Consider the following 23,481-nt stretch of genomic DNA (forward strand, 5'->3'; position numbering starts at 1 on the left):
CAGATCCTAAAGAAGTTTGGGATATTATTGCAAAAGAAGGTCGTGTAGCTATGTTGGCAGGCTCTGTAGCTCGCAAAAAAGCAGCTCGATTCATTATTGATAATGCAAAAGGCGCTGAAGCGGCTAAATAATAGTTTGCTCAACTAGGTACATGAAAAGGTGAATATATGTATGTACCAATCGTAGTTGAACAAAGTGAACGCGGTGAGCGTTCCTATGATATTTACTCTCGCTTGTTAAAGGACCGCATTATCTTCCTAGGTGGACCTATTGATGATAATGTAGCAAATGCGGTTATTGCGCAAATGTTATTCCTAGAAGCAGAGGATCCTGATAAGGATATCCATTTGTACATTAATAGCCCCGGTGGTGTTGTAACTGCCGGCATGGCTATTTATGATACGATGCAATATATTAAACCAGATGTGTCTACCATTTGTGTAGGCTCTGCAGCAAGCATGGGGGCCGTGCTTTTAACAGCAGGTGCCAAGGGCAAACGTTATGCGTTGCCTCATGCACGCGTTATGATTCACCAACCATTAGGTGGTGTTCAAGGGCAAGCATCTGAAATTGAAATCCATGCCCGTGAGATTCTTCGTATGCGTGAAGAATTAAATGGTATCTTAGCTTCTCGCAGTGGACAAGATATTGAGGTTGTTGCGCGCGATACAGATCGCGATAACTTCATGAGTGCTCAGGATGCCGTTGAATACGGCTTAATTGATGAGGTACTCACAAGAGAACCTGTAGAAAGCAAGTAATGGAGGCGCCCATTGGCAAAAGATAAAGACACTATGCGCTGCAGTTTTTGTGGACGCACAAGCGAAGAAGTCCGCAAATTAGTAGCGGGTCCTAACGTATATATTTGTGATGAATGCGTTGAAGTATGTGAACGTATTATTGCTGATGAGTTAGGTGACGTAGAGACGGACGACTTCAACTTAAAAGAATTGCCAACGCCGAGAGAAATTAAAGCTCATCTTGACGAATATGTTATTGGTCAAGATGATGCTAAAATCTCTTTAGCTGTGGCTGTATATAATCACTACAAACGTTTACAAACAGATAATGTAGTTGATGATGTAGAATTACAAAAGGCTAATGTTTTATTCATTGGTCCTACTGGTAGTGGTAAAACACTATTGGCTCAAACCTTAGCGAAAATGCTAGAAGTACCATTTGCTATTGCAGATGCTACAAGCTTAACTGAAGCTGGTTATGTAGGGGAAGATGTGGAAAATATCTTGCTCAAAATTATCCAAGCTGCAGATTATGATATAGCTCGGGCTGAACGTGGCATTATTTATATCGATGAAATTGATAAAATTGCACGTAAGTCTGAGAACCCTTCCATTACACGTGATGTGTCTGGTGAAGGCGTACAACAAGCATTGCTTAAAATCTTAGAAGGTACCGTAGCTTCTGTTCCGCCTCAAGGTGGTAGAAAGCATCCAAATCAAGAAATGCTTCAAATTGATACTACAAATATTCTCTTTATTTGTGGTGGTGCATTTGATGGTATGGACAAGGTTATTACTAAGCGTACCGCTAAGAAAACCCTTGGTTTTGGTGCAGATGTACAACGTAAAGAAGAACGTAATGTTTCGGCTATCTTGAAGGATGTTGTACCTGAAGATTTATTGAAGTTTGGCTTAATCCCTGAGTTCATTGGTCGTTTGCCAGTAATGGTAACATTAGATCAATTGGATAGAGATGCATTGATCCAAATTTTGACAAAGCCTAAAAATGCATTAACAAAACAATATGAAAAAATTCTATCCCTTGATGGTGTAGACTTAACTTTCACTGAAGATGCATTAGAAGAAATCGCTGATGAAGCATTACAGCGAAAAACAGGTGCTCGTGGTTTGCGTGCTATCATTGAAAAGGTGATGAAACGCGTTATGTTTGAAGTTCCTTCCATGCCGGAAGTAACTAAGTGCATAGTTAATCGTGAATCCGTGTTGAGCACAGGTGAACCTATACTCAAAAATGAGGCAGACCAAGACATCCAGTTGAAATCGTAATTCGAAGAAACTCATTTCTGTGTAGGAATGAGTTTCTTTTCATAATATAAATACCTGGAGGAAGTATGAATTTACTCGAAATTGGGATTCCAACTGTACCCCTTAGAGGTATGGTTGTATACCCGAATATCGTGATTCACCTCGATATCGGTCGAGACAAATCCATTAAAGCGGTAGAAGCCGCAATGAACGAGGATCGCATCTTAGCAGTTGTCAGCCAAAAGGATGATGCTGTTGATTCGCCAACTGTTCATGACTTAGCCCAAATGGGTACATTAGTAAAAATTAAGCAAATGTTACGCTTACCAGGTGGTATTGTACGTGTTCTTGTAGAGGGCATTACACGTATTCGCGTAATGAATATAACAAGTATGGATCCGTACTATGTAGGGGACTACGAACGTGTAGCCTCCGAATTTGAAGACGATGTTGAGTTAGAAGCCTATCGTCGTTTAGTGCAATCTAAGTTTGGCGAATGGGCTGAAGAGGCTAAATCGGTTACCGATGAAGGCGTAACACGGGTTATGGAATTACGTGACCCTTGTGAATTAGCTGACCAAGTTGCGTTCTTGTTGCCTATTAATAATACCAAACGCCAAGAGTTACTTGAAGAGTTATCTGTAGCTCGTCGTTTAAATATGATCGTAGGCATCTTGAATATGGAATTACAAATTTCTGATTTGGAAAATTCTATTAATAATCAAGTTCGTCAATCTATGGAAAAAGCGCAAAAAGAATATTTCTTGCGTGAAAAAATCCGAGTTATCCACGATGAGTTGGGTGACAAAGGAGATCCAGAGGAAGAAGCAGAAGAGTTACGTGTTAAATTGAAAGCACTCAACCTTAGCGAAGATGTACATGAACGTATCGATAAAGAAATCTCTCGTTATAGTCGCATGCCTCAATTGATGCCAGAAGCAACTATTTTGCGTAATTACCTAGATTGGGTGTTGGCGTTACCTTGGAACGAATTGACTGAGGATCGCTTAGATATCAAAGAAGCTCATGATATGCTTGAGGCTGATCATTATGGCCTTGAAAAGGTTAAGAAACGCATCCTTGAATTCTTAGCTGTTCGTAAGTTAACTGGTAAGAATAGTGGCTCCATTCTTTGTTTAGTTGGACCACCAGGTGTTGGTAAAACATCCTTGGCTACGTCTATAGCTAAAGCAATGAATCGTAAGTTCATCCGCGCATCTTTAGGTGGTGTTCGTGATGAAGCTGAAATTCGTGGCCATCGCCGTACGTATATTGGTGCATTGCCTGGTCGTATGATTCAAGGCCTCAAGAATGTAGGCACTAAGAACCCTGTATTCTTATTGGATGAAATTGATAAACTTGCATCTGATTATAAAGGCGATCCATCCTCTGCATTATTAGAGGTATTGGACCCTGAACAAAATAGCACATTTAGCGATCACTTCATTGAAGTACCATTTGATTTCTCCGAAGTATTCTGGATTACAACGGCTAATGTTGCATCCAATATTCCAGGTCCATTGTTAGATCGTATGGAAATTATCGAATTATCTAGCTATATGGAACAAGAAAAATTAGAAATTGCTAAGCGCTATTTAGTACCTAAACAAATCAAGAAAAATGGCCTTGAAGATTACAAGGTTAAATTATCTGATGCAGTGTTGAAAAAGGTAGTTTCCGAATATACTCGTGAAGCGGGTGTTCGTACCTTAGAAAAAACGATTGCTAAGATTTGTCGTAAGATTGCTTATAAAGTCGTTGAAGAAGGTGGGGATGCACCGAAAGTAACGACAAAAAATCTTCCCGAATTCTTGGGTGCACCAATTTTTGTTGACCAAGAGCGCGAAAAGAAACCGCAAATTGGCTATGTAAATGGTCTAGCTTGGACTTCTGTAGGTGGCGTTGTATTGCCATGCGAAGCAACAACTATGAACGGTACAGGTAAACTTGCATTAACGGGTAGCTTAGGTAAGGTTATGCAAGAGTCTGGTCAAGCTGCAATGAGCTATATTCGCCACAATGCAAAAGCCTTAAAAATTGAAGATGATTTCTATAAGAAACTCGATATACACGTTCACTTGCCAGAAGGTGCAACACCTAAGGATGGCCCTTCCGCAGGTATTACGATGACATTGGCTATGGTATCTATTTTAACAAATCGCAAGGTTCGTTCTGATATTGCCATGACTGGTGAAATTACATTGCGTGGCCGTGTACTACCAATCGGCGGTTTAAAAGAAAAGTTATTAGCAGCCTTGTCTAATGGTATTAAAGAAGTATTGATTCCTAAAGGTAATGAAAAGGATATTGCAGAATTACCTGATATTGTAAAAGACGGTCTCATTATTACGCCAGTTAAGACAATGGATGAAGTATTAGCAAAGGCACTTGTGTAATGCAAAAAAAGAAAAAATCCACTAAACAAATGGGCCCAAAACCACAATATACACGAAAAGAACCGAAGGGGCCTCGTATTATAGCAGCAAAATATAATACTTCCTGTGTTAAGGCTGATCAATATCCTGAAGGGGATACTGTGGAAATAGCCTTCATCGGGCGCTCTAATGTGGGCAAATCTTCGTTGATTAACTCGTTGTGTAATTATCGTGGGTTAGCCCTCGTTAGTGGCCAGCCAGGTAAGACAAAGACGATAAACTATTTTGACATTGAGTCAAAAGAGGATATTTCTGAAACGGAGGAACGCAGATATAATTGGTTCCTCGTAGACCTTCCTGGGTATGGTTTTGCAAAGACAAATAAAGGAAACCGCAACTTGTGGTCTTCCTTTATTGCCGATTATATTTTACATTCTGAACGATTGATGTTGTTGTGCTTGCTTATCGATGGCCGTCATCCAGAGATGCCTATCGATAAGGTGGCCTACGACTGGCTTGTTGAGGCTGGTGTGCCACTACAAATTGTGGTTACTAAAGCTGACAAGCTAACAGCTAAAGAAAAGTCTGCGAACTTGGCTAAAATTAAGGAAATGTATCCAACGGATACACCGCCTATTTTATATAGCTCCTTAAAACACACGGGACGTGAACTTTTACAACAACGCATCAATAAAGTTCTAGTAGGAGATGAAGCATGAGTCAAACCAATGAATTAGAGATTATGGAACGCATTGCTCTAGATTTAGAGGGTGTGGAAGAGTCTCTTGCATCATCTTTTAATACAGGTGCAGAAGACTTTAATGCACTGATTCGACCATTATCTGCTGCAGGTGGCAAGCGCTTGCGCGCGCAATTATGTTTATTGATTGCTAATGCAGGTACATCTGTAGAACGTCAGCGTATTAGAATTGCTGAAGCCGTAGAGATGCTTCATTTAGCGACTTTGATTCACGATGATGTATTAGATCAAGCAGAGATTCGTCGAGGCGAAGAAACGATACATATGCATAAAGGAAATAAGGTAGCTATTCTTAGTGGTGATTACTTGTTTGCTAAAGCATTCCAAATTGTATCTGAAATGCCTAATATGAAATATTTGCAGATTTTTTCTCATATCATTACTTGCCTTGTGGAAGGCGAGTTTATGCAGATGGAAGATGTGTATCGCATCGATCAAGGTATTGAACGGTATATGACTAAGACCCAAAAGAAAACAGCTGACTTTATGGAAGGCTGTATGGAACTTGGTGGCCTATTAGGGGGCTGGAGCGAATCTGAAATCGTTCAGTTGAAAAAATATGGTCATGCTCTGGGCATGGCATTCCAAATCACTGATGATATCATGGACTATCGTGAAACAACAGAGACGACAGGTAAACCAGTGGGGAATGATCTTCGCGAAGGTTTATTGACATATCCGTTGCTAAGTATCGTTAATGATGACAATAAAGATAAATTGCTTGAGGATATTAAAGCCTTGAATAATGGCGGCGATGAGCAGGCTATTATCGACTATGTTATCGGTCAAGGTGGTATTGATAATACATTAGCTGTAGCTGATCAATATTGCAAAGATGCTTTGGCAGCACTCGACGCTGTTCGTGATTTCCCAGGCAAGGAATTTCTTGTGATGGCGGTAGAGAATTTAGCTGATAGAAAGGTATAATATGGAACCATTCGAACCAAAACCGGACTTCGAATATCCCATACAAAAACCTTCTTTTGATAGTGTAGTTCGTCAAAAGCGTCGCGAAGCCAAATTAAAGGCTGAACAAGAACAGTATAAGGTGGTAAAACAACAGGTTCCTGAGGAACCTGAGGACGAGCCAATTTATACTGAGATGGAACAGAAAATGATGGACGAGGCGAGGGAAATATCCCTTGTAGGCCATCTATCTGAATTGCGAAAGCGCCTTATTATAATGGCTGTTGCAGTAGTCATAGGAACATGTATTTCTTATTATTATGTAGACTTCTTATTGGAAATACTCCTAAAGCCAGCTGGTAAGCTCTATTATATGAAACCGACTGAGGCCTTCTTTACCTATATGAAGGTATCCATAGTAGGTGGTCTTATTATAGGAGCGCCTATTATATTGCATCAGATTTGGCTATTTGTTAAGCCCGCCCTTACGGTGCGAGAAAAGCAGCTATCTAACTGGATTTTACCAGTTGCAATAGGCCTATTTGGCATAGGTATTGTATTTTCTTATTTCTTTGTACTACCGGCAGCCGTTAAGTTCTTTATGGGCTTTGCTACAGACGAATTACAACCGTTATTTTCCATTGGTCAGTACATGGACTTTGTATTGTCCTTTGTTCTACCCTTTGGATTTATCTTTGAGTTGCCGTTGATTTTAATCATCTTGGGATATTTCAACTTAATTACATCACGTTTTTTAAAAACGAAACGTAAGATATTTATTCTTATATCCTTTATCATAGGTGCTGTCATTTCACCAACACCGGATATGTTCTCTCAAACGATGATTGCATTGCCTATGATATTGCTATATGAAACGAGCCTATTTGTATTGGCTAAGATTATGAAGCGCTAAGGAGTTTATTTAGGAGGAACGATGAAAACCTACGAAAATTTAACCACTTATAACCCCGGTGAAATAGAAGGGAAATGGTATTCATATTGGGAAAACCAAGGATACTTTCACGAAGAAGTAGACACTAATAAAGAACCATTTAGTATCGTGTTGCCGCCTCCTAATGTAACTGGTATGTTGCACATGGGCCATGCTTTAGATAATACATTGCAAGATATCCTTATTCGTTTCAAACGCATGCAAGGCTACAATGTATTGTGGATGCCAGGTACTGACCATGCTGGTATTGCTACACAAATTAAAGTAGAAGAAATGCTTGCTAAAGAAGAAGGCAAATCTCGCTATGATTTAGGTCGTGAGAAATTCGTAGAACGCGTATGGGAATGGAAAAAAGAATACGGCGATACTATTGTAAAACAAATTCGTAGCTTAGGCGCATCTTGTGACTGGTCTCGCGAACGCTTTACATTAGATGAAGGGTACTATCATGCAGTGCGTGAAGTGTTCGTAAAGCTTTATGAAAAAGGCTTAATCTATCGCGGTGAACGCATTATCAACTGGTGCCCTCGTTGTGCTACTGCTTTATCTGATGTTGAAGTTGAACATGAAGACGAACATGGCCACTTATGGCATATTAAATATCCTGTAAAAGGTGAGGATAATCGTTTCGTAGTTGTTGCTACCACACGTCCAGAAACAATGTTCGGTGACGTAGCAGTAGCAGTAAATCCTGATGATGATCGTTATAAAGACCTCATCGGCAAAACATTAATTTTACCATTCGTTAACCGTGAGATTCCTGTAATTGCCGATGATTATGTAGATGCTAGCTTCGGTACAGGCTGTGTAAAAATTACGCCTGCTCATGACCCTAATGACTTTGAAATGGGCCAACGTCATAATTTGGAATCCATCGTTGTTATGAATAATGATGCGACAATGAATGAAGGTGCTGGCAAGTTCAATGGCATGACTCGTGAAGAAGCTCGTAAACAAGTTGTAGCTGAACTCAAAGAACTAGGCTTACTTGAAAAAATCGATGATCATGACCATGCAGTAGGTCATTGTTCTCGTTGTAACACAATTATTGAGCCAATGGTATCTAAACAATGGTTCGTAGATATGAAACCATTGGCAGAACCAGCTCTTAAGGTTGTTAAAGATCACGAAGTAGAGTTCGTTCCTGAACGTTTTACAAAAACTTATGTAAACTGGCTTGAAAACATCCGCGACTGGACGATTTCTCGTCAATTATGGTGGGGTCATCGTATTCCTGCGTGGTACTGCGATGATTGCGGCGAAACTGTCGTTAGTCGTGAAGACATCACTGAATGTCCTCATTGCCACGGTCATGTAACACAAGATCCAGACGTTCTTGATACATGGTTCAGCTCTGGCTTGTGGCCATTTGCTACCATGGGCTGGCCTGAACAAACTCCTGAGCTTAAACAATGGTACCCAACAAGTGTTCTCGTAACTGGCTACGATATCATCTTCTTCTGGGTTGCTCGTATGATCTTTATGGCTCTTGAGTTCGAACATGAAATTCCATTTAAACATGTATTTATTCATGGTCTTGTTCGTGATAGCCAAGGTCGTAAAATGAGTAAATCCTTGGGCAATGGTATTAATCCTCTTGAAGTTATCGACCAATATGGTGCCGATGCATTGCGCTTTACTCTTGTTACTGGTAACACACCAGGTAATGATATGCGCTTCTATATGGAACGTGTTGAGGCTAATCGTAACTTTGCCAATAAGATTTGGAATGCATCCAAATTTGTATTGATGAATCTTACAAATTATGATGAAAGCTTCGTTCCAACTGCAGATGATTTGACATTAGCAGACCAATGGATTGTTCAAAAATATAACGAAACAGTACAAAGTGTAACGTCTAATCTCGATAAATTCGAGTTGGGTGAAGCTGCAAGTTCTGTATATGATTTCATTTGGAACACATACTGTGACTGGTATATTGAGTTAGCTAAACCTCGTTTATACAACGATGGTAATGAACGTGATCGTCGTACAGTTCAATATTTACTTGTAACAATCTTGCGTCACATGCTTGAATTGTTACATCCATTTATGCCGTTCGTAACAGAACATATTTGGCAACATTTACCTCATGAAGGGGATAGCATCGTTGTTGCAAAATGGCCTGAAGCATTAAAGTTTGATAATCTTGAAGGTGCAGCACGTCAAATGGAAGTTATGATGGATGCCATCAAGGGTATTCGTAACATGCGTGCTGAAATGAATGTGCCTTTAGGTAAAAAAGCTGAGGTTATCGTAGCACCAACAGATGAAGCATTAGCTCAAACTGTAGCAGATCATAGGGATTACTTTGTTACATTAGCTTGGGCTGAGAAGGTAACAATTCTTGGTGCCGATGATCCAAAACCAGAAAATGCAACTGTAACAGTTGTAAATGGTATGGAAGTATATCTCTTACTTAAAGACTTGATCGACGGTGAAAAAGAAAGAGAGCGTATTGCAAAGGAAAAAATCCAAATGGAAAAAGAAATTTCCCGTTTGGAAGGCAAATTGTCTAACCAAGGCTTCCTCGCAAAAGCTCCAGAAGCTGTAGTAGCAAAAGAAAAAGAAAAGTTAGAAGAATATAAACAAAAACAACAAGCGTTATTGGAACGTGAAGCGTTCCTTGAAACCTTATAATAGGAGGTTTATATGACATATCAAGAGGCCTTAGCCTATTTAGAACAGGCATCTTCATTCGGTATTAAGCCTGGCCTTGAACGAATTACAGCGCTTATGGAAGCCCTTGGGAATCCACAAGAAGACTATAAGATTGTTCATGTAACAGGAACGAATGGTAAGGGCTCGGTTACCTCATATATTTCCTACGCACTGTTTACAAGTGGACTACGGGTGGGGCGATTTACATCGCCTCACCTTCAATCCTATACGGAGCGAATTCAAATTAATGATGGAAATATTACAGAGGAAGCCTTCGGTAATCTAATTAGCCGTGTAAAAGTGGCAGTTGATACTATCATTAGTAACGGCATAGAAGCACCAACACAATTTGAAATTTTGACGGCTTCAGCCTTTTTGTTCTTCAAAGATCAAGCGGTAGACTATGCAGTGGTAGAAGTTGGCTTAGGTGGATTACTAGACTCCACAAATATCGTAACACCAAAAGTATCTGTTATTACAAATGTAACAATCGATCATCAAGCCTACTGTGGTGATACTGTTGAGGAAATTGCACGTCATAAGGCAGGGATTATTAAATCTAAAGTCCCTGTTGTAACGGCAGCACAGGATGCACCTCTTCGTATTATTGAAGAGGTAGCTAAAGAGAAACATGCTAAAGTGTATGCTTTCAATAAAGATTTTGGTATCGATAGCCGTAGTGCCGTAACAGGTGGTCAAATGATTACTGTGAGCACTAATGATGCCGCTCCTGCAATGTTATTTACGACAATGGCCGGTATTCATCAATCTGTAAATCTCGCATGCGCATTGATGGCTGTACGTCTATTGATGAAAGAAGATAAGAGCATCAGTGAAGAAACGATGCGCGAAGGCTTTGCCCGTACTATGTGGGCAGGGCGTTTTGAAGTTAAACGCGGCATAGATCGCACCTTTATCTTTGACGGTGCTCATAATGCAGCTGGTGCAGAATCTTTCAGCATGACCTATGCTGAATTATTTAAGGACACACCAAAAACAATTGTGATGGCCATTCTGAAAGATAAAAATCAAGATGCTATTATTCGTGAAGTAGTTAAGGCAGGGGATACGGTTCTCGTAGTACCTGCACCAACAGATAGAACAGAAGTGCCAGAGGTTTTGGTTGAAAAAATACGTCACATTGTTCCAAAAGCTGTAGCTCAAACAGCTGATTCTGTTGAAGACGCATTGGCTTTAGCCTATAAACATACAAAGAATGGTGATATTATCGCTGTTTGTGGTTCTTTATATATTTTAGGAGATGCTCGTCAGTGGTTTAACCATGAGATGAGTCACTAAGGTGAGCCTATGGAACTCTCACTTATTCCTAATCAGAAGAGAATTACGTTCTATATAGAGCGTCTAATTTATGGTGTGGTGGTTGCTATGCCATTACAACCTATGGTGGGGGATGTACTCCTGTGGCTAGCGATAGGGCTTGCTTTATATGATTTGATATCTAGTAAATCACTGAGCTTACCAACGGGCTATTTATCCTGGTCTGTTATGATATTTGTGGTATGGACTGGCATATCTGCACTAGTATCAGAAAATTGGGATTGGTCAATTCAAAGTTGGTTTTATCAAATCGTAGCCAGCGGAGGAATGTATTATCTAGTTCGCACATACATTCAAACACCTAAACAGTGGAATTATTTTCTTCGTGCTCTATTAGGTACTGCTGTACTGGTGTGTATCATAGGTGCTTATCAATATGTATTTGTTCCTAATATTCATATAAAAGAGTGGGTAGATGCAGCACAGTTCCCAAAATTGATGCGACGTATGTCATCTACATTACAAAACCCTAATTTATTGGGCGCTTATCTATTGATGGTACTCAGCGTATGTATCAGTTATATTTTGGTATATATGAAAGAAAATCGTACCCGCGAAGTTGTTACGATGCTCGTTATAGGGATTATATTGTTCTTAACGATGCTATTAACCTATTCTAGAGGCATTTGGATTAGCTTTGCGGCGATGATCCTCTACTGGGCTATCTTTGTAGAAAGAAGATTATTCTTATCCCTATTAGTAGTGCCAATTATCTTGTACTTTTATGATGGTGAAATCGCCTCGAGACTATGGTCCATATTCCAAGGTCATGATACGTCAGCTGATCTTCGATGGGCTTTATGGGATAGTACCATGTATATCGTACGTGAAAATCCTATCTTTGGTATTGGGTGGAATACATTTTATTTAGTATATCCAGATTATAACTATTATATTCAAGGACCTCACGTCTTGATGTATCATGCTCATAATTTGTATCTCAATATATTAGCTGAAACAGGTATCCCCGGATTGATATCATTCCTAGCAGTTATTATTGGTCATGTTATTACATCTATAAGACTTAAAGGGGATATATTCCGCCAAGCTGCACAAATTGGTGTAGGGGCTCTAGCTATAGGTGTTTTATTTAGTGGCTTATCCGATTTTGAGCTATATAGTCATCAAGTAACCATCGTATTTTGGCAATTGTTTGGCTGGGTAGGGGCTTTTGTAAAAGTTCAGTTATCTGCTGATAAATCTGCATAATTGTAATATCTTGTATAATTAGCATGTTTTATGGTAGATATATAATTTCATAATATGGTATAATTAATACATACCTTGGGTAGGTACGTATTAAGTAGTATAACCGGTTTTCTAATGTTAGACATAATTGAACATTATCGTTAGCATTTGAAAGCCGGTTTTTTGTATATCATTGTATCTTTATAGGGAGGTGTAAGGTCTAGTTCTTGTATATGAGATGTTGTTTTATATTGAAAAGGGTCTATATATTGTATAGAGAGAGTTCGATTTAATTGAAAAACATCAATATATGCCATATATCGATGATTCCTGTGAGTTATAACGATGTGAATAAAACTTATGTGGAAATGTGAAAATCTATGCATTTTAATCATAATGCTAATCAAAGTGTGATAAAAAATACATTTTAGTCATATAAGTTGACAATGCATTGGATGTGGACTACGATGAAGTCGGTTTAAGGAACGACCAAGAGATCAAACTGTCGTTTATACAATGTTACTCTTAAAGGAGATGGTAATGGTGATAGACATCAAAGACCGCGTTAAATGTGCGGCCCTCCAAGGTAAAATTGTCACTGCTTATGATGCAGCTCTTTTGATTAACCCTAACGATAAAGTTGGTATTTCCGGCTTTACTCCATCTGGTTATGCAAAAGCAGTGCCATTGGCATTGGCAGAAAGAATGGAAAAAGAACCATTCAAAATTGATTTGTGGACAGGTGCTTCCGTAGGTGATGAAGCTGATGGCGCGTTAACTCGTGCTAACGGTATCAATCGTCGTTTCCCATATCAAACAAATGGGGATACACGTAAAGCCTTAAATAGCGGTGCTGTTAAATACATCGATATGCATTTAAGCACAATGGCACAAAATGTTCGCTATGGTTTCTTTGGCGATTTAGACGTAGCTATCGTAGAAGTTTGTCAAATCAACGAAGATGGCTCTTTAGTACCTACAACATCTGTTGGTAACTCTCCAACATTTGTTAGCCAAGCTAAAAAGGTTATCGTAGAAGTAAACGTATCCCAACCACTTTCCTTGGTAGGTATGCATGATATCTATGAACCACTCGATCCACCACATCGTAAACCAATTCCATTGGAAACACCTGGTGATCGTATTGGTACTGAAGCAATTCCTTGTGACCCAAGTAAAATTGTTGCAGTTGTACCTTGTGATGTTCCTGATACAACAAGACCTTTGGCACCTATCGATGATGATGCAAAAGCAATGAGTCAACACCTTATCAAATTCTTCGAACAAGAAATTGCAGAAGGTCGTTTGCCTAAGAACTTGCTTCCATTACAATCTGGTGTAGGTTCCGTAGCAAATGCGGTAATCAGTGGTCTTGCTAAAGGCCCATTCACAGATTTGTCCATCTATACAGAAGTAATCCAAGATGGTATGTTCGACTTAATCGATGCTGGTAAAGTAACTGTATGTTCCGGTACTGCATTAAGTCCTTCTCCAGATGGGTTGAAACGTTTCTATGCGAATATTGATGAATATCGTAAAAAAATCATTCTTCGTCCGCAAGAAATTTCCAACAACCCTGGTATTGCTCGCCGTATTGGTGTCATTGCCATGAATACCGCTATCGAATTTGATATTTTTGGCAATGTAAACTCTACTCATATTATGGGTAGCAAAATGATGAATGGTGTTGGTGGTTCTGGTGACTTTGCACGTAGTGCATATCTCACTATTTTCTGCACTAACTCCGTTGCTAAAAATGGCGACATCAGTTCTATCGTTCCATATGTATCTCATGTGGATCATCCAGAACATGACACTATGATTTTCTGTACAGAACAAGGTGTTGCTGACTGCCGTGGTTTGAGCCCAGTGGAAAGAGCTCGTTTGATCATTGAAAAATGTGCTCACCCAGACTACAAACCTATGTTAACTGAATACCTAGAAAAAGCATTAGCTGCAACAAAGAATGCCCATACACCTATGTTGCTTGATGAAGCTCTTTCTTGGCATAAACGCTTCACAGAAACTGGAAGCATGAAAAAATAACCTGTTTTTTTAGGAGGATGATGAAAACATGGCTTACGAAAACTTAAAAGCCCAAATTGCTGAGTACAACAAACTTTGTGACGAAAAAAGTGCAAAAACTCCAGAACGTCAAAATTTAAAATACAACCGTGTATACACACCAGTTGATATCGAAGGTTTTGACTATGAACGTGATTTGGGTATGCCTGGCGAATTCCCTTACACTCGTGGCGTACAACCTACTATGTACCGTGGTCGTTTCTGGACAATGCGTATGTATGCAGGCTTCGCTACAGCAGAAGAATCTAACAAACGTTACCGCTACTTAATCGAGTCTGGTGCAACTGGTCTTTCCTGCGCATTCGACTTACCTACACAAATCGGTTACGACTCCGACGATGCAGTTGCAGAAGGCGAAGTTGGTAAAGTAGGTGTAGCGATTGACTCCTTGGCAGATATGGAAATCTTGTTCGACGGCATCGATCTTGGTAAAGTATCCACATCCATGACAATCAACGCTCCAGCATCCGTTTTGTTGGCAATGTACATCGCAGTAGCTGAAAAACAAGGCGTACCTTCCACAGAATTGAAAGGTACAATTCAAAATGATATTTTGAAAGAATACGCAGCTCGTGGTACTTACATTTTCCCACCAAAACCATCCATGCGTTTGATCACTAATATCTTCGAATATTGTTCTCAAAACGTTCCAAAATGGAACACAATTTCCATCTCCGGTTACCACATCCGTGAAGCAGGTTCCACAGCAGCTCAAGAAATCGCATTCACAATTGCTGATGGTATCGCATACGTAGAAGCAGCTTTGAAAGCTGGTCTTGATGTTGATACATTCGCTGGTCGTCTTTCCTTCTTCTGGAATGCTCATAACAACGTACTTGAAGAAGTTGCTAAATTCCGTGCATCCCGCCGTTTATGGGCAACAATCATGAAAGAACGTTTTGGTGCTAAAAAACCAAAATCCATGATGCTTCGTGTACATACTCAAACAGCTGGTTCCATGTTGACTGCACAACAAGTTGATAACAACATCGTTCGTGTTGCTCTTCAAACTGCAGCTGCTGTAATGGGCGGTACTCAATCCTTACATACAAACTCCCGTGACGAAGCCTTGGCTCTTCCTACAGAAGCATCTGTACAAGTAGCTCTTCGTACACAACAAATCGTGGCTTACGAATCTGGTTTGGCTGACGTAGTTGACCCATTGGGTGGTTCCTACTATGTAGAAGCTATGACTAACGCTATCTATGACGAAGCTATGGCATACATCAAGAAAATTGATGAAATGGGCGGCGCTGTAGTAGCAATCGAAAAAGGCTACATCCAAAAAGAAATTCAAGAATCCGCTTACAAATGGCAAATGGAAGTTGAATCTGGCTTGCGCACAATCGTTGGCGTAAACAAATTCCAAGTTGAAGAAGAAGCTCCAAAAGACTTACTTCGCGTAGACGCTTCCGTTGGTGTTAACCAATCCAAGAAAACTCAAGCAGTTCGCGCTAACCGCGATCAAGCAGCAGTTGATAAAGCATTAGCAGCTCTTAAAGCTGGTGCAGCTGATGAAAACGTTAACTTGATGCCATTAATTCTTGATGCAGTTAAAACATATGCTACTTTGGGTGAAATTTGTAATGTATTGCGCGAAGTATTCGGTGAATACGAAGCTCATTCCACATTATAATATCGGCTAATTTCGGAGGTAATTAATCATGGCAGAAAAACGTATTAGAGTAATCGTAGCAAAACCAGGTCTTGATGGTCATGACCGTGGTGCAAAAGTAGTAGCACGCGCACTTCGCGATGCTGGTTTCGAAGTAATCTACACAGGTCTTCGTCAAACTCCAGAACAAATCGTTGAAGCAGCTCTTTCTGAAGACGTTAATGTAGTTGCATTATCCCTTCTTTCTGGTGCTCATAACACATTGTTCCCTAAAATTGTTGAACTTTTGAAAGAAAAAGGCATGGGCGATGTACTTGTAATCGGTGGTGGCGTTATTCCTGACGCTGATATCCCTGGCTTGAAAAAAGCTGGCGTAGCAGAAGTATTCACACCTGGTACACCAACTGGCGATATCGTTAAATTCATCAACGAAAACGTTAAATAATTAATTGGGCAAGAGAGGAGCACAACTGAATAGTTGGCTCCCCTCTATTCCCATATTCTAAGATAGGTGGTGAGGCGAGTGGATTTAGTTAAAGAACTTTTCGAAGGTTCTCGACTAGCCTTAGCACGGTCCATAACAGCTGTAGAAAACGAGTATGATAATGCCATTGATATTATGAAGGCTATTTACCCTAAAACAGGGAATGCACGTATTCTCGGTATTACTGGGGCCCCTGGTGCTGGTAAAAGTACGTTGACAGATAAAGTTGTTAAACATTATCTAGATCAAGGTAAGAAAATCGGCATCGTTGCCATCGACCCAACTAGCCCATTCTCTGGTGGTGCTATCTTGGGGGACCGTATTCGAATGAATGATTTGACATTAAATGAAAATGTATTTATTCGAAGCATGGGCACGCGTGGTAGTCTTGGTGGTTTGTCCAAAAAGACTGCAGACGTTGTAAAACTCATGGATGCCTTTGGCATGGATTTAGTAATCATTGAAACAGTAGGTGTAGGTCAATCTGAAGTAGATATCGTAAAAAATGCAGATACTACATTGGTTGTACTTGTTCCTGGTCTCGGTGATGATATCCAAGCTATCAAGGCAGGTATTCTTGAAATTGGCGATGTATTTGCTATCAATAAAGCTGACCGAGATGGTTGTGATCGTTTGAATGTAGAAATTGAAATGATGCTTGACCTAGACTCTCGTGAAGTAAAATGGCGCCCACCGATTAAGCGCACAATTGCTAGTAAAGACCAAGGCGTAGATGAACTCATCGACGCTTTAGATGAACATTTTGAGTATCTTGAAGATTCTGGTGAATTGGAATCTCGTCGGGCAGAACGTACTCGTGATGAAATCATCGCAATGATTAATGAACAAATTGGTCGTTATGTAGCTGACAAAATCGTTACAAGCGACGAATTTAATAGCCAAGTGGCAGCTGTTAATGAACGCGAAAGCGATCCATACACAGTTGTTAACGGCGTAATGACAAGCGTGCTAAAGTAGACGGCGACTACATAGCATTAGAGATTTAGCCTTATAAAGGAGATAATCGAAATGGCTTTTAAAGTATTACAAGTGGATCACATCGGTATTGGTGTTAATGATTTAGCAGCAACTAAAGAATTCTATAAAAATGCATTGGGTATTGAACATCTTCCTGAAGATGAAGTGGTTGAAGAACAAAAAGTAAAAGTATCCTTCTTCCCATGTGGCGATGCTGAACTTGAATTCTTAGAAACTACAACTCCAGATGGCCCTATTGGTAAATTCATAGAAAAAAATGGCGGTCGTGATGGTATCCAACACGTTGCATTGCGCGTTGATAATATTGAAAATGCTATTGCTGATTTGATGGCTAAAGGCGTTCGTATGATTGACGAAAAACCTCGTTACGGTGCAGGCGGTTCCTCCATTGCTTTCTTACATCCAAAAGCAACAGGCGGCGTATTGCTTGAATTATGTCAACGTATGAAATAATACAGTATCCAATTCACATCATTATGTATGAGTAATAGATATACATATTCATATAATCATGAGTTATATATTAAATATGTATGCATGCTTGAACTTTAATTATTAATGAAATAAAATGATACTGTAACAAGTTTTATTTGGAGGTGCTATAATGGCAACAGTGCAAGAAAAAATCGAGTTATTGCACGAAAAACTAGCTAAAGTTAAAGCTGGTGGCGGTGAAAAACGCGTTGAGAAACAACATGCTCAAGGCAAAATGACTGCTCGTGAACGTTTGGCTAAATTGTTCGATGATAACTCTTTCGTTGAACTTGATCAATTTGTTAAACATCGTTGTGTTAACTTCGGTCAAGACAAGAAAGAATTACCAGGCGAAGGTGTAGTAACTGGTTATGGTACTATTGACGGTCGTTTAGTATATGCATTCGCACAAGATTTCACTGTAGAAGGTGGTTCCCTTGGTGAAATGCATGCTGCTAAAATCGTTAAAGTACAACGTTTAGCAATGAAAATGGGTGCTCCTATCGTTGGTATCAATGATTCCGGCGGTGCTCGTATTCAAGAAGCTGTAGATGCTCTTGCTGGTTACGGTAAAATTTTCTTTGAAAATACAAATGCATCTGGCGTTATTCCACAAATTTCCGTAATCATGGGTCCATGCGCAGGCGGTGCTGTATATTCTCCAGCATTGACTGACTTCATCTACATGGTTAAACACACATCTCAAATGTTCATCACTGGTCCTGCAGTTATCAAATCTGTAACTGGTGAAGAAGTAACAGCTGAAGACCTTGGTGGTGCAATGGCTCACAACTCCGTATCTGGTGTTGCTCACTTTGCAGCTGAAGACGAAGATGATTGCATCGCTCAAATTCGCTACTTATTAGGCTTCTTGCCATCCAATAACATGGAAGATGCTCCATTAGTAGACACTGGCGATGATCCAACTCGCGAAGACGAAGGCTTGAACAGCTTGTTGCCTGATAACAGTAACATGCCATACGACATGAAAGATGTTATCGCAGCTACTGTAGATAATGGCGAATACTATGAAGTACAACCATTCTATGCTACAAACATTATCACTTGTTTCGCACGTTTTGACGGTCAATCCGTTGGTATCATTGCTAACCAACCAAAAGTAATGGCTGGTTGCTTGGACATCAATGCATCCGACAAATCTTCCCGTTTCATCCGTTTCTGTGATGCTTTCAATATTCCAATCGTTAACTTCGTTGACGTTCCTGGTTTCTTGCCTGGCACAAATCAAGAATGGGGCGGTATCATTCGTCATGGTGCTAAAATGTTGTATGCTTACTCTGAAGCTACAGTACCAAAAATTACTGTTATCACTCGTAAAGCATACGGCGGTTCTTACCTCGCTATGTGTTCCCAAGATTTGGGCGCTGACCAAGTATACGCTTGGCCTACATCCGAAATCGCTGTAATGGGTCCTGCTGGTGCAGCTAACATTATCTTCAAAAAAGATGAAGACAAAGACGCTAAAACAGCTAAATACGTAGAAGAGTTCGCAACTCCATATAAAGCTGCAGAACGTGGCTTCGTAGATGTTGTAATCGAACCAAAACAAACTCGTCCAGCAGTTATCAACGCTTTGGCTATGCTTGCAAGCAAACGCGAAAACCGTGCTCCAAAGAAACATGGTAATATTCCATTATAATTCGATTCGATAACAAGATCATCGAATTTGGGAGATACCTTTCTTTACTACTTTTTTAGAAAGGGGAATGATTATGGAAGGACAAGCAGTTACTACCAATCCTTGGTTAATCATGGCCATTAATATGACAGTTGTATTTGTTGTGTTGATTCTTTTAGGTATTTTGATGTCAATCGTTCATTTGATTGACCCTACTAAGAAGAAAAAAGACGTACCACCAAGTGCACCTGTTGCGGCTCCCGCAGCTACACCGGTGGCTGCACCAAATGCATCTGCTCAAAATGAAGGTGAAGTAGTAGCAGCTATCGTAGGTGCCATTGTGGCGATGGGGTATTCATCTGAACAAATTGCATCTATTCGACCTACAGCAACCAGTGCTAAATGGCGCTTGGAAGGTCGTTTAAGCGGTAGAGGTTAATAATATTTTAGGAGGCATTTGTAATGAGCAATGCTACAACAACTAACGGTAAAGCTCCATCTCAAGATGTAGTAGCAGTAATCGTTGGTGCATTAGCGGCAATGGGTTATTCCGCTGATCAAATCGCGCATATCCGTCCAATCGTAAGCTATAATTGGAAAATGGAAGGACGTTTGCGCGGTAATCGATAAGATTATTGGCAGTTAGATAATCTAATAGATTATCCAATTTATATGTGTAAAGAAAATTTATAAGTATTGTGTAGACACTACACATTTTGGAGGAATTTAAAATGAAAAAATTCAACATTACAGTAAACGGCACAGCATATGATGTAGAAGTTAATGAAGTAAAAGGTGCAGCTCCTGCAGCAGCTCCTAAAGCAGCTCCAGCAGCAGCTCCTAAAGCAGCTCCTGCACCAGCTCCAGCTCCAGCTGCAGCAGCAGCTCCAGTTCCAGCAGGTGCTGAAACTGTAAAAGCTCCAATGCCTGGTAAAATCTTATCTGTAGCAGTATCCGCTGGTCAAGCAGTTAAAAAAGGCGAAACTTTGTTGATCCTTGAAGCTATGAAAATGCAAAACGAAATCGCAGCTCCTCATGATGCTGTAGTTTCTGAAGTTCGCGTAGCAGCTAACCAAACTGTATCCACTGGCGACGACATGGTTGTTCTTGGTTAATACCAAGTTGTGTGTGGCGCGGCTGAGCCGCGTCATATAACAATTTTATATTTGTGAAAGGGGAACGCATATGGAGGCTTTTGCTGTTGCGATTCAATCCGTTATTACAGATAGCGGGTTCCTCGCATTTACAACAGGCAATGCTATTATGATTCTTGTAGGTTTGATCCTATTGTACTTGGCATTTGCTAAAGAGTTTGAACCTTTATTGTTGGGTCCGATTGCGTTTGGTTGTGTACTTGCTAATATTCCTCGTAATGGTTTCGAAGAAGGCGTTATGGCACTTATTAGCGCAGGTATCTCCCAAGAAATCTTCCCACCTTTAATTTTCCTTGGTGTAGGTGCAATGACTGACTTTGGTCCACTCATTGCTAATCCTAAAACATTGCTTTTAGGTGCTGCTGCTCAAATCGGCGTATTCGTTGCTTTAGGTGGCGCAATGATGCTTGGCTTCACAGCTCAAGAAGCAGCTGCTATCGGTATCATCGGTGGTGCTGACGGCCCTACATCCATTTACTTAGCTACTAAGCTAGCTCCTCATTTATTAGGTGCTATCGCTGTTGCCGCATATTCCTATATGTCCTTGGTACCGTTGATTCAACCACCTGTAATGAAATTATTCACTACGCAAAAAGAACGCGAAATTGTTATGGAACAATTGCGTGAAGTTACACGTTTTGAAAAAATCGTATTCCCAATTATTTCTACGATCTTCATTTCCTTATTGCTTCCTTCCATTACATCCCTTTTAGGTATGTTGATGTTAGGTAACTTGTTCCGTGAATCTGGAGTAACTGATCGTTTGTCCGATACATCTCAAAATGCTTTGATCAATACTGTTACTATCTTCTTAGCAACTGGTACTGGTTTAACAATGAGTGCGGAACACTTCTTAAGCGTGCAAACACTCCTTATCATTTGCTTAGGTTTGGTTGCATTCATCGGTGGTACTGCTGGTGGCGTATTATTCGGTAAATTGATGAGCTTAGTAGATGGTGGTAAAACAAATCCACTTATTGGTTCTGCTGGTGTATCCGCGGTTCCAATGGCGGCTCGCGTATCTCAAGTTGTAGGTGCGAAAGCTAACCCAGCTAACTTCTTGCTCATGCATGCTATGGGTCCAAACGTAGCTGGCGTTATCGGTACAGCAGTAGCAGCAGGTACAATGCTTGCTATGTTGTCCAGCCACTAGTAATTTAATAATTATTCACCAAGGTGTGCCTAATTAGGTACACCTATTGGTGAATATAAAAACCCTTCAAATCTATGTATTCATGCATAAATAGGGTATATTTGCAATAAATGCTTTTCAGATCGGTCATTAGGTGATACAAGCATTCACACAATAACCTTCTAGTGCTTTAAATTTAGTAGAGGTGGTCACTTGTTATCTGTAGAATTAAAAATACTGATTTGTTTTATCTGGGCATTTATTGTATTTTTTATTACGGCACTGATTATCGGTGTTGAAGGCAAAGCTAAATGGTTTCAACGCAGAACTAAATATACTTGGTTTAATCGCCGAGGATTTTTAGGTGAAACCTTATTCTTTGGGTATCCTAAAACAAGAGAGGGATATGGGATTACTTTTTTGATGGCTTCCGCCATTGGTATCGTAGGTTATATTTTATACCTCTTATAACTATATCAGTGCATTTCTCTGAAGGGAGATGATGATGTATGGGTACTGCAGAACAAACCTTAATCGTCCTCGCAGTCATGGCTGTTTTATTTGTTACGGAAATTATTCCTTTAGCTATTACTTCTTTAGGCGGCGCTATTACACTTGGCCTTATGGGTATTATTACTCCTAAGGTTGTATTCTCTGGTTTATCTGATAGTACAGTTGTGTTGTTTGCTGGCATGTTCGTTGTTGGTGCAGCATTGTTCTACACTGGTTTGGCTCAAAAAATTGGGGAAACAGTAGTATCTCATGCTGGTACTAGCGAAAATGGCTTAATGCTAGCAATCATGGTTGTTACAGCAACTATGTCCGCATTCTTATCTAACACTGGTACTACAGCTGCTTTACTTCCTGTAGTTGTTGGTATCTGTGCTGTTGCTAAGATTCCTGCATCTCGCCAATTGATGCCTTTAGCATTCGCTGCAGGTATTGGTGGTATCATTACAATGGTTGGTACACCTCCAAACATTATTGTAAGTGGTACATTAACTAAATTTGGTGAACAACCATTTGGTTTCTTTGAATTTGCTTGGATCGGTATTCCTTTGACTGTCGCAACTATCGCATTTATGATGCTTATTGGTAAACATTTATTGCCTAAGCATGAAATTCAAGATGCTGGCGACGTTGAACAAGAAGTAGCTGCTGAAGATATTTCTAACGATCCTAAGAAACAATTATACTCTGGTCTTATTCTTTTAGGCGTAATCATTGCTATGATTTTAGGTGACTTCCTAAAAGGTTATGGTATCAACTTACCATTGAGCATGGTTGCAGTTATTGGCGCAATGCTTTGCGTATTAACTGGTTGCTTGAACGAAAAACAAGCTTACACATCTATTGACTGGGTAACAATCTTCTTATTCGCTGGTATGATGCCAGTAGCAACTGCACTTGATCAATCTGGTGCAGGCAAAATGATTGCTAATGCAGTAATCGGTGTTATGGGTTCTGACCCTAGCCCTTACTTTGCAACAGCAGTATTATTCGCATTGTCTTGTGTTATGACTCAATTTATGTCTAACACAGCATCTTGCGCATTATTGGCTCCTATCGGTATCTCCATTGCTCAAGGTATGGGCGCTGACCCTCATGCTGTATTGATGGCTATCGGCGTTGCTGCATCTTGTGCATTCGGTACACCAGTAGGTACACCTCCAAATACATTAGTACTTGGCCCTGGTCAATACAAATTTACAG

At 40.1% G+C, this 23,481-nt stretch carries 21 protein-coding genes; all 21 read left to right on the forward strand.

The features are described from left to right. The first annotated feature begins 167 nt into the window (after positions 1-167). The gene (gene clpP / locus QZ055_RS02665; protein WP_005385987.1) at positions 168-761 is read left to right on the forward strand and encodes an ATP-dependent Clp endopeptidase proteolytic subunit ClpP; all 594 of its coding nucleotides are present in this window, start codon (positions 168-170) and stop codon (positions 759-761) included. A 12-nt stretch (positions 762-773) separates the two neighbouring features. Beyond that, positions 774-2,027 carry an ATP-dependent protease ATP-binding subunit ClpX gene (gene clpX, locus QZ055_RS02670; RefSeq protein ID WP_255621279.1) on the forward strand — a complete coding sequence of 418 codons (1,254 nt, stop codon included), beginning with the start codon at positions 774-776 and terminating at the stop codon, positions 2,025-2,027. Positions 2,028-2,092: 65 nt separating this feature from the next. Beyond that, a complete protein-coding gene (gene lon / locus QZ055_RS02675) occupies positions 2,093-4,402 on the forward strand; it encodes an endopeptidase La (protein WP_105085921.1) in 2,310 nt (769 codons plus the stop codon). Then, entirely contained in the window at positions 4,402-5,100 is a 699-nt protein-coding gene (yihA, locus tag QZ055_RS02680; RefSeq protein WP_295824478.1) for a ribosome biogenesis GTP-binding protein YihA/YsxC, read from the forward strand. Before lon ends, yihA begins: the two co-directional genes overlap by 1 nt. Further along, entirely contained in the window at positions 5,097-6,068 is a 972-nt protein-coding gene (locus QZ055_RS02685; RefSeq protein ID WP_295824480.1) for a polyprenyl synthetase family protein, read from the forward strand. The genes yihA and QZ055_RS02685 overlap by 4 nt, the downstream gene beginning before the upstream one ends. A gap of 1 nt (position 6,069) precedes the next feature. Next, on the forward strand, positions 6,070-6,960 hold the full coding sequence (gene tatC, locus QZ055_RS02690; RefSeq protein ID WP_295824482.1) for a twin-arginine translocase subunit TatC: 891 nt from the start codon (positions 6,070-6,072) through the stop codon (positions 6,958-6,960). A 21-nt stretch (positions 6,961-6,981) separates the two neighbouring features. Continuing rightward, positions 6,982-9,639: a valine--tRNA ligase gene (locus QZ055_RS02695; protein ID WP_295824485.1), complete on the forward strand. Its 2,658-nt coding sequence runs from the start codon at positions 6,982-6,984 to the stop codon at positions 9,637-9,639. A 12-nt stretch (positions 9,640-9,651) separates the two neighbouring features. After that, complete coding sequence (locus QZ055_RS02700) at positions 9,652-10,959, forward strand: folylpolyglutamate synthase/dihydrofolate synthase family protein (protein WP_295824487.1); 1,308 nt, start codon at positions 9,652-9,654, stop codon at positions 10,957-10,959. Positions 10,960-10,968: 9 nt separating this feature from the next. Beyond that, a complete protein-coding gene (locus tag QZ055_RS02705) occupies positions 10,969-12,207 on the forward strand; it encodes an O-antigen ligase (RefSeq protein WP_295824489.1) in 1,239 nt (412 codons plus the stop codon). Between the two features lie 519 nt (positions 12,208-12,726). Then, positions 12,727-14,232 carry an acetyl-CoA hydrolase/transferase family protein gene (locus tag QZ055_RS02710; RefSeq protein ID WP_039969068.1) on the forward strand — a complete coding sequence of 502 codons (1,506 nt, stop codon included), beginning with the start codon at positions 12,727-12,729 and terminating at the stop codon, positions 14,230-14,232. A gap of 28 nt (positions 14,233-14,260) precedes the next feature. Then, positions 14,261-15,907 (forward strand): methylmalonyl-CoA mutase, encoded by a 1,647-nt coding sequence (locus tag QZ055_RS02715; RefSeq protein ID WP_005386006.1) that lies wholly within the window; start codon positions 14,261-14,263, stop codon positions 15,905-15,907. Positions 15,908-15,935: 28 nt separating this feature from the next. Further along, on the forward strand, positions 15,936-16,331 hold the full coding sequence (locus QZ055_RS02720; RefSeq protein WP_005386008.1) for a cobalamin B12-binding domain-containing protein: 396 nt from the start codon (positions 15,936-15,938) through the stop codon (positions 16,329-16,331). Positions 16,332-16,409: 78 nt separating this feature from the next. Beyond that, positions 16,410-17,348: a methylmalonyl Co-A mutase-associated GTPase MeaB gene (meaB, locus tag QZ055_RS02725; RefSeq protein ID WP_005386009.1), complete on the forward strand. Its 939-nt coding sequence runs from the start codon at positions 16,410-16,412 to the stop codon at positions 17,346-17,348. A 51-nt stretch (positions 17,349-17,399) separates the two neighbouring features. After that, positions 17,400-17,822: a methylmalonyl-CoA epimerase gene (mce, locus tag QZ055_RS02730; protein WP_005386012.1), complete on the forward strand. Its 423-nt coding sequence runs from the start codon at positions 17,400-17,402 to the stop codon at positions 17,820-17,822. A 151-nt stretch (positions 17,823-17,973) separates the two neighbouring features. Beyond that, positions 17,974-19,503 (forward strand): carboxyl transferase domain-containing protein, encoded by a 1,530-nt coding sequence (locus QZ055_RS02735; protein ID WP_295824491.1) that lies wholly within the window; start codon positions 17,974-17,976, stop codon positions 19,501-19,503. 73 nt (positions 19,504-19,576) lie between these two features. Further along, positions 19,577-19,921, forward strand: coding sequence for an OadG family protein (locus QZ055_RS02740; RefSeq protein ID WP_039969070.1), 345 nt, complete (start codon positions 19,577-19,579; stop codon positions 19,919-19,921). 23 nt (positions 19,922-19,944) lie between these two features. Beyond that, a complete protein-coding gene (locus tag QZ055_RS02745) occupies positions 19,945-20,112 on the forward strand; it encodes a hypothetical protein (RefSeq protein WP_004696483.1) in 168 nt (55 codons plus the stop codon). 101 nt (positions 20,113-20,213) lie between these two features. Further along, positions 20,214-20,597 (forward strand): biotin/lipoyl-containing protein, encoded by a 384-nt coding sequence (locus QZ055_RS02750; RefSeq protein WP_105089440.1) that lies wholly within the window; start codon positions 20,214-20,216, stop codon positions 20,595-20,597. 70 nt (positions 20,598-20,667) lie between these two features. Further along, positions 20,668-21,789 (forward strand): sodium ion-translocating decarboxylase subunit beta, encoded by a 1,122-nt coding sequence (locus tag QZ055_RS02755; protein WP_005386017.1) that lies wholly within the window; start codon positions 20,668-20,670, stop codon positions 21,787-21,789. A gap of 192 nt (positions 21,790-21,981) precedes the next feature. Continuing rightward, the gene (locus QZ055_RS02760; protein WP_005377387.1) at positions 21,982-22,239 is read left to right on the forward strand and encodes a hypothetical protein; all 258 of its coding nucleotides are present in this window, start codon (positions 21,982-21,984) and stop codon (positions 22,237-22,239) included. 38 nt (positions 22,240-22,277) lie between these two features. Then, a partial coding sequence (locus QZ055_RS02765) for an SLC13 family permease (RefSeq protein ID WP_295824493.1) occupies positions 22,278-23,481 on the forward strand: 1,204 nt, incomplete at its 3' end.

This window comes from uncultured Veillonella sp. (assembly GCF_905209685.1).
Lineage (GTDB): Bacteria > Bacillota > Negativicutes > Veillonellales > Veillonellaceae > Veillonella.

Bases quoted from the DNA above. Each gene is read 5' to 3' on its own strand.
- clpP (WP_005385987.1), top strand. From the start codon at position 168: ATGTATGTACCAATCGTAGTTGAACAAAGTGAACGCGGTGAGCGTTCC.
- lon (WP_105085921.1), top strand. From the start codon at position 2,093: ATGAATTTACTCGAAATTGGGATTCCAACTGTACCCCTTAGAGGTATG.
- yihA (WP_295824478.1), top strand. From the start codon at position 4,402: ATGCAAAAAAAGAAAAAATCCACTAAACAAATGGGCCCAAAACCACAA.
- QZ055_RS02685 (WP_295824480.1), top strand. From the start codon at position 5,097: ATGAGTCAAACCAATGAATTAGAGATTATGGAACGCATTGCTCTAGAT.
- tatC (WP_295824482.1), top strand. From the start codon at position 6,070: ATGGAACCATTCGAACCAAAACCGGACTTCGAATATCCCATACAAAAA.
- QZ055_RS02695 (WP_295824485.1), top strand. From the start codon at position 6,982: ATGAAAACCTACGAAAATTTAACCACTTATAACCCCGGTGAAATAGAA.
- QZ055_RS02700 (WP_295824487.1), top strand. From the start codon at position 9,652: ATGACATATCAAGAGGCCTTAGCCTATTTAGAACAGGCATCTTCATTC.
- QZ055_RS02705 (WP_295824489.1), top strand. From the start codon at position 10,969: ATGGAACTCTCACTTATTCCTAATCAGAAGAGAATTACGTTCTATATA.
- QZ055_RS02710 (WP_039969068.1), top strand. From the start codon at position 12,727: ATGGTGATAGACATCAAAGACCGCGTTAAATGTGCGGCCCTCCAAGGT.
- QZ055_RS02715 (WP_005386006.1), top strand. From the start codon at position 14,261: ATGGCTTACGAAAACTTAAAAGCCCAAATTGCTGAGTACAACAAACTT.
- QZ055_RS02720 (WP_005386008.1), top strand. From the start codon at position 15,936: ATGGCAGAAAAACGTATTAGAGTAATCGTAGCAAAACCAGGTCTTGAT.
- mce (WP_005386012.1), top strand. From the start codon at position 17,400: ATGGCTTTTAAAGTATTACAAGTGGATCACATCGGTATTGGTGTTAAT.
- QZ055_RS02735 (WP_295824491.1), top strand. From the start codon at position 17,974: ATGGCAACAGTGCAAGAAAAAATCGAGTTATTGCACGAAAAACTAGCT.
- QZ055_RS02740 (WP_039969070.1), top strand. From the start codon at position 19,577: ATGGAAGGACAAGCAGTTACTACCAATCCTTGGTTAATCATGGCCATT.
- QZ055_RS02745 (WP_004696483.1), top strand. From the start codon at position 19,945: ATGAGCAATGCTACAACAACTAACGGTAAAGCTCCATCTCAAGATGTA.
- QZ055_RS02750 (WP_105089440.1), top strand. From the start codon at position 20,214: ATGAAAAAATTCAACATTACAGTAAACGGCACAGCATATGATGTAGAA.
- QZ055_RS02755 (WP_005386017.1), top strand. From the start codon at position 20,668: ATGGAGGCTTTTGCTGTTGCGATTCAATCCGTTATTACAGATAGCGGG.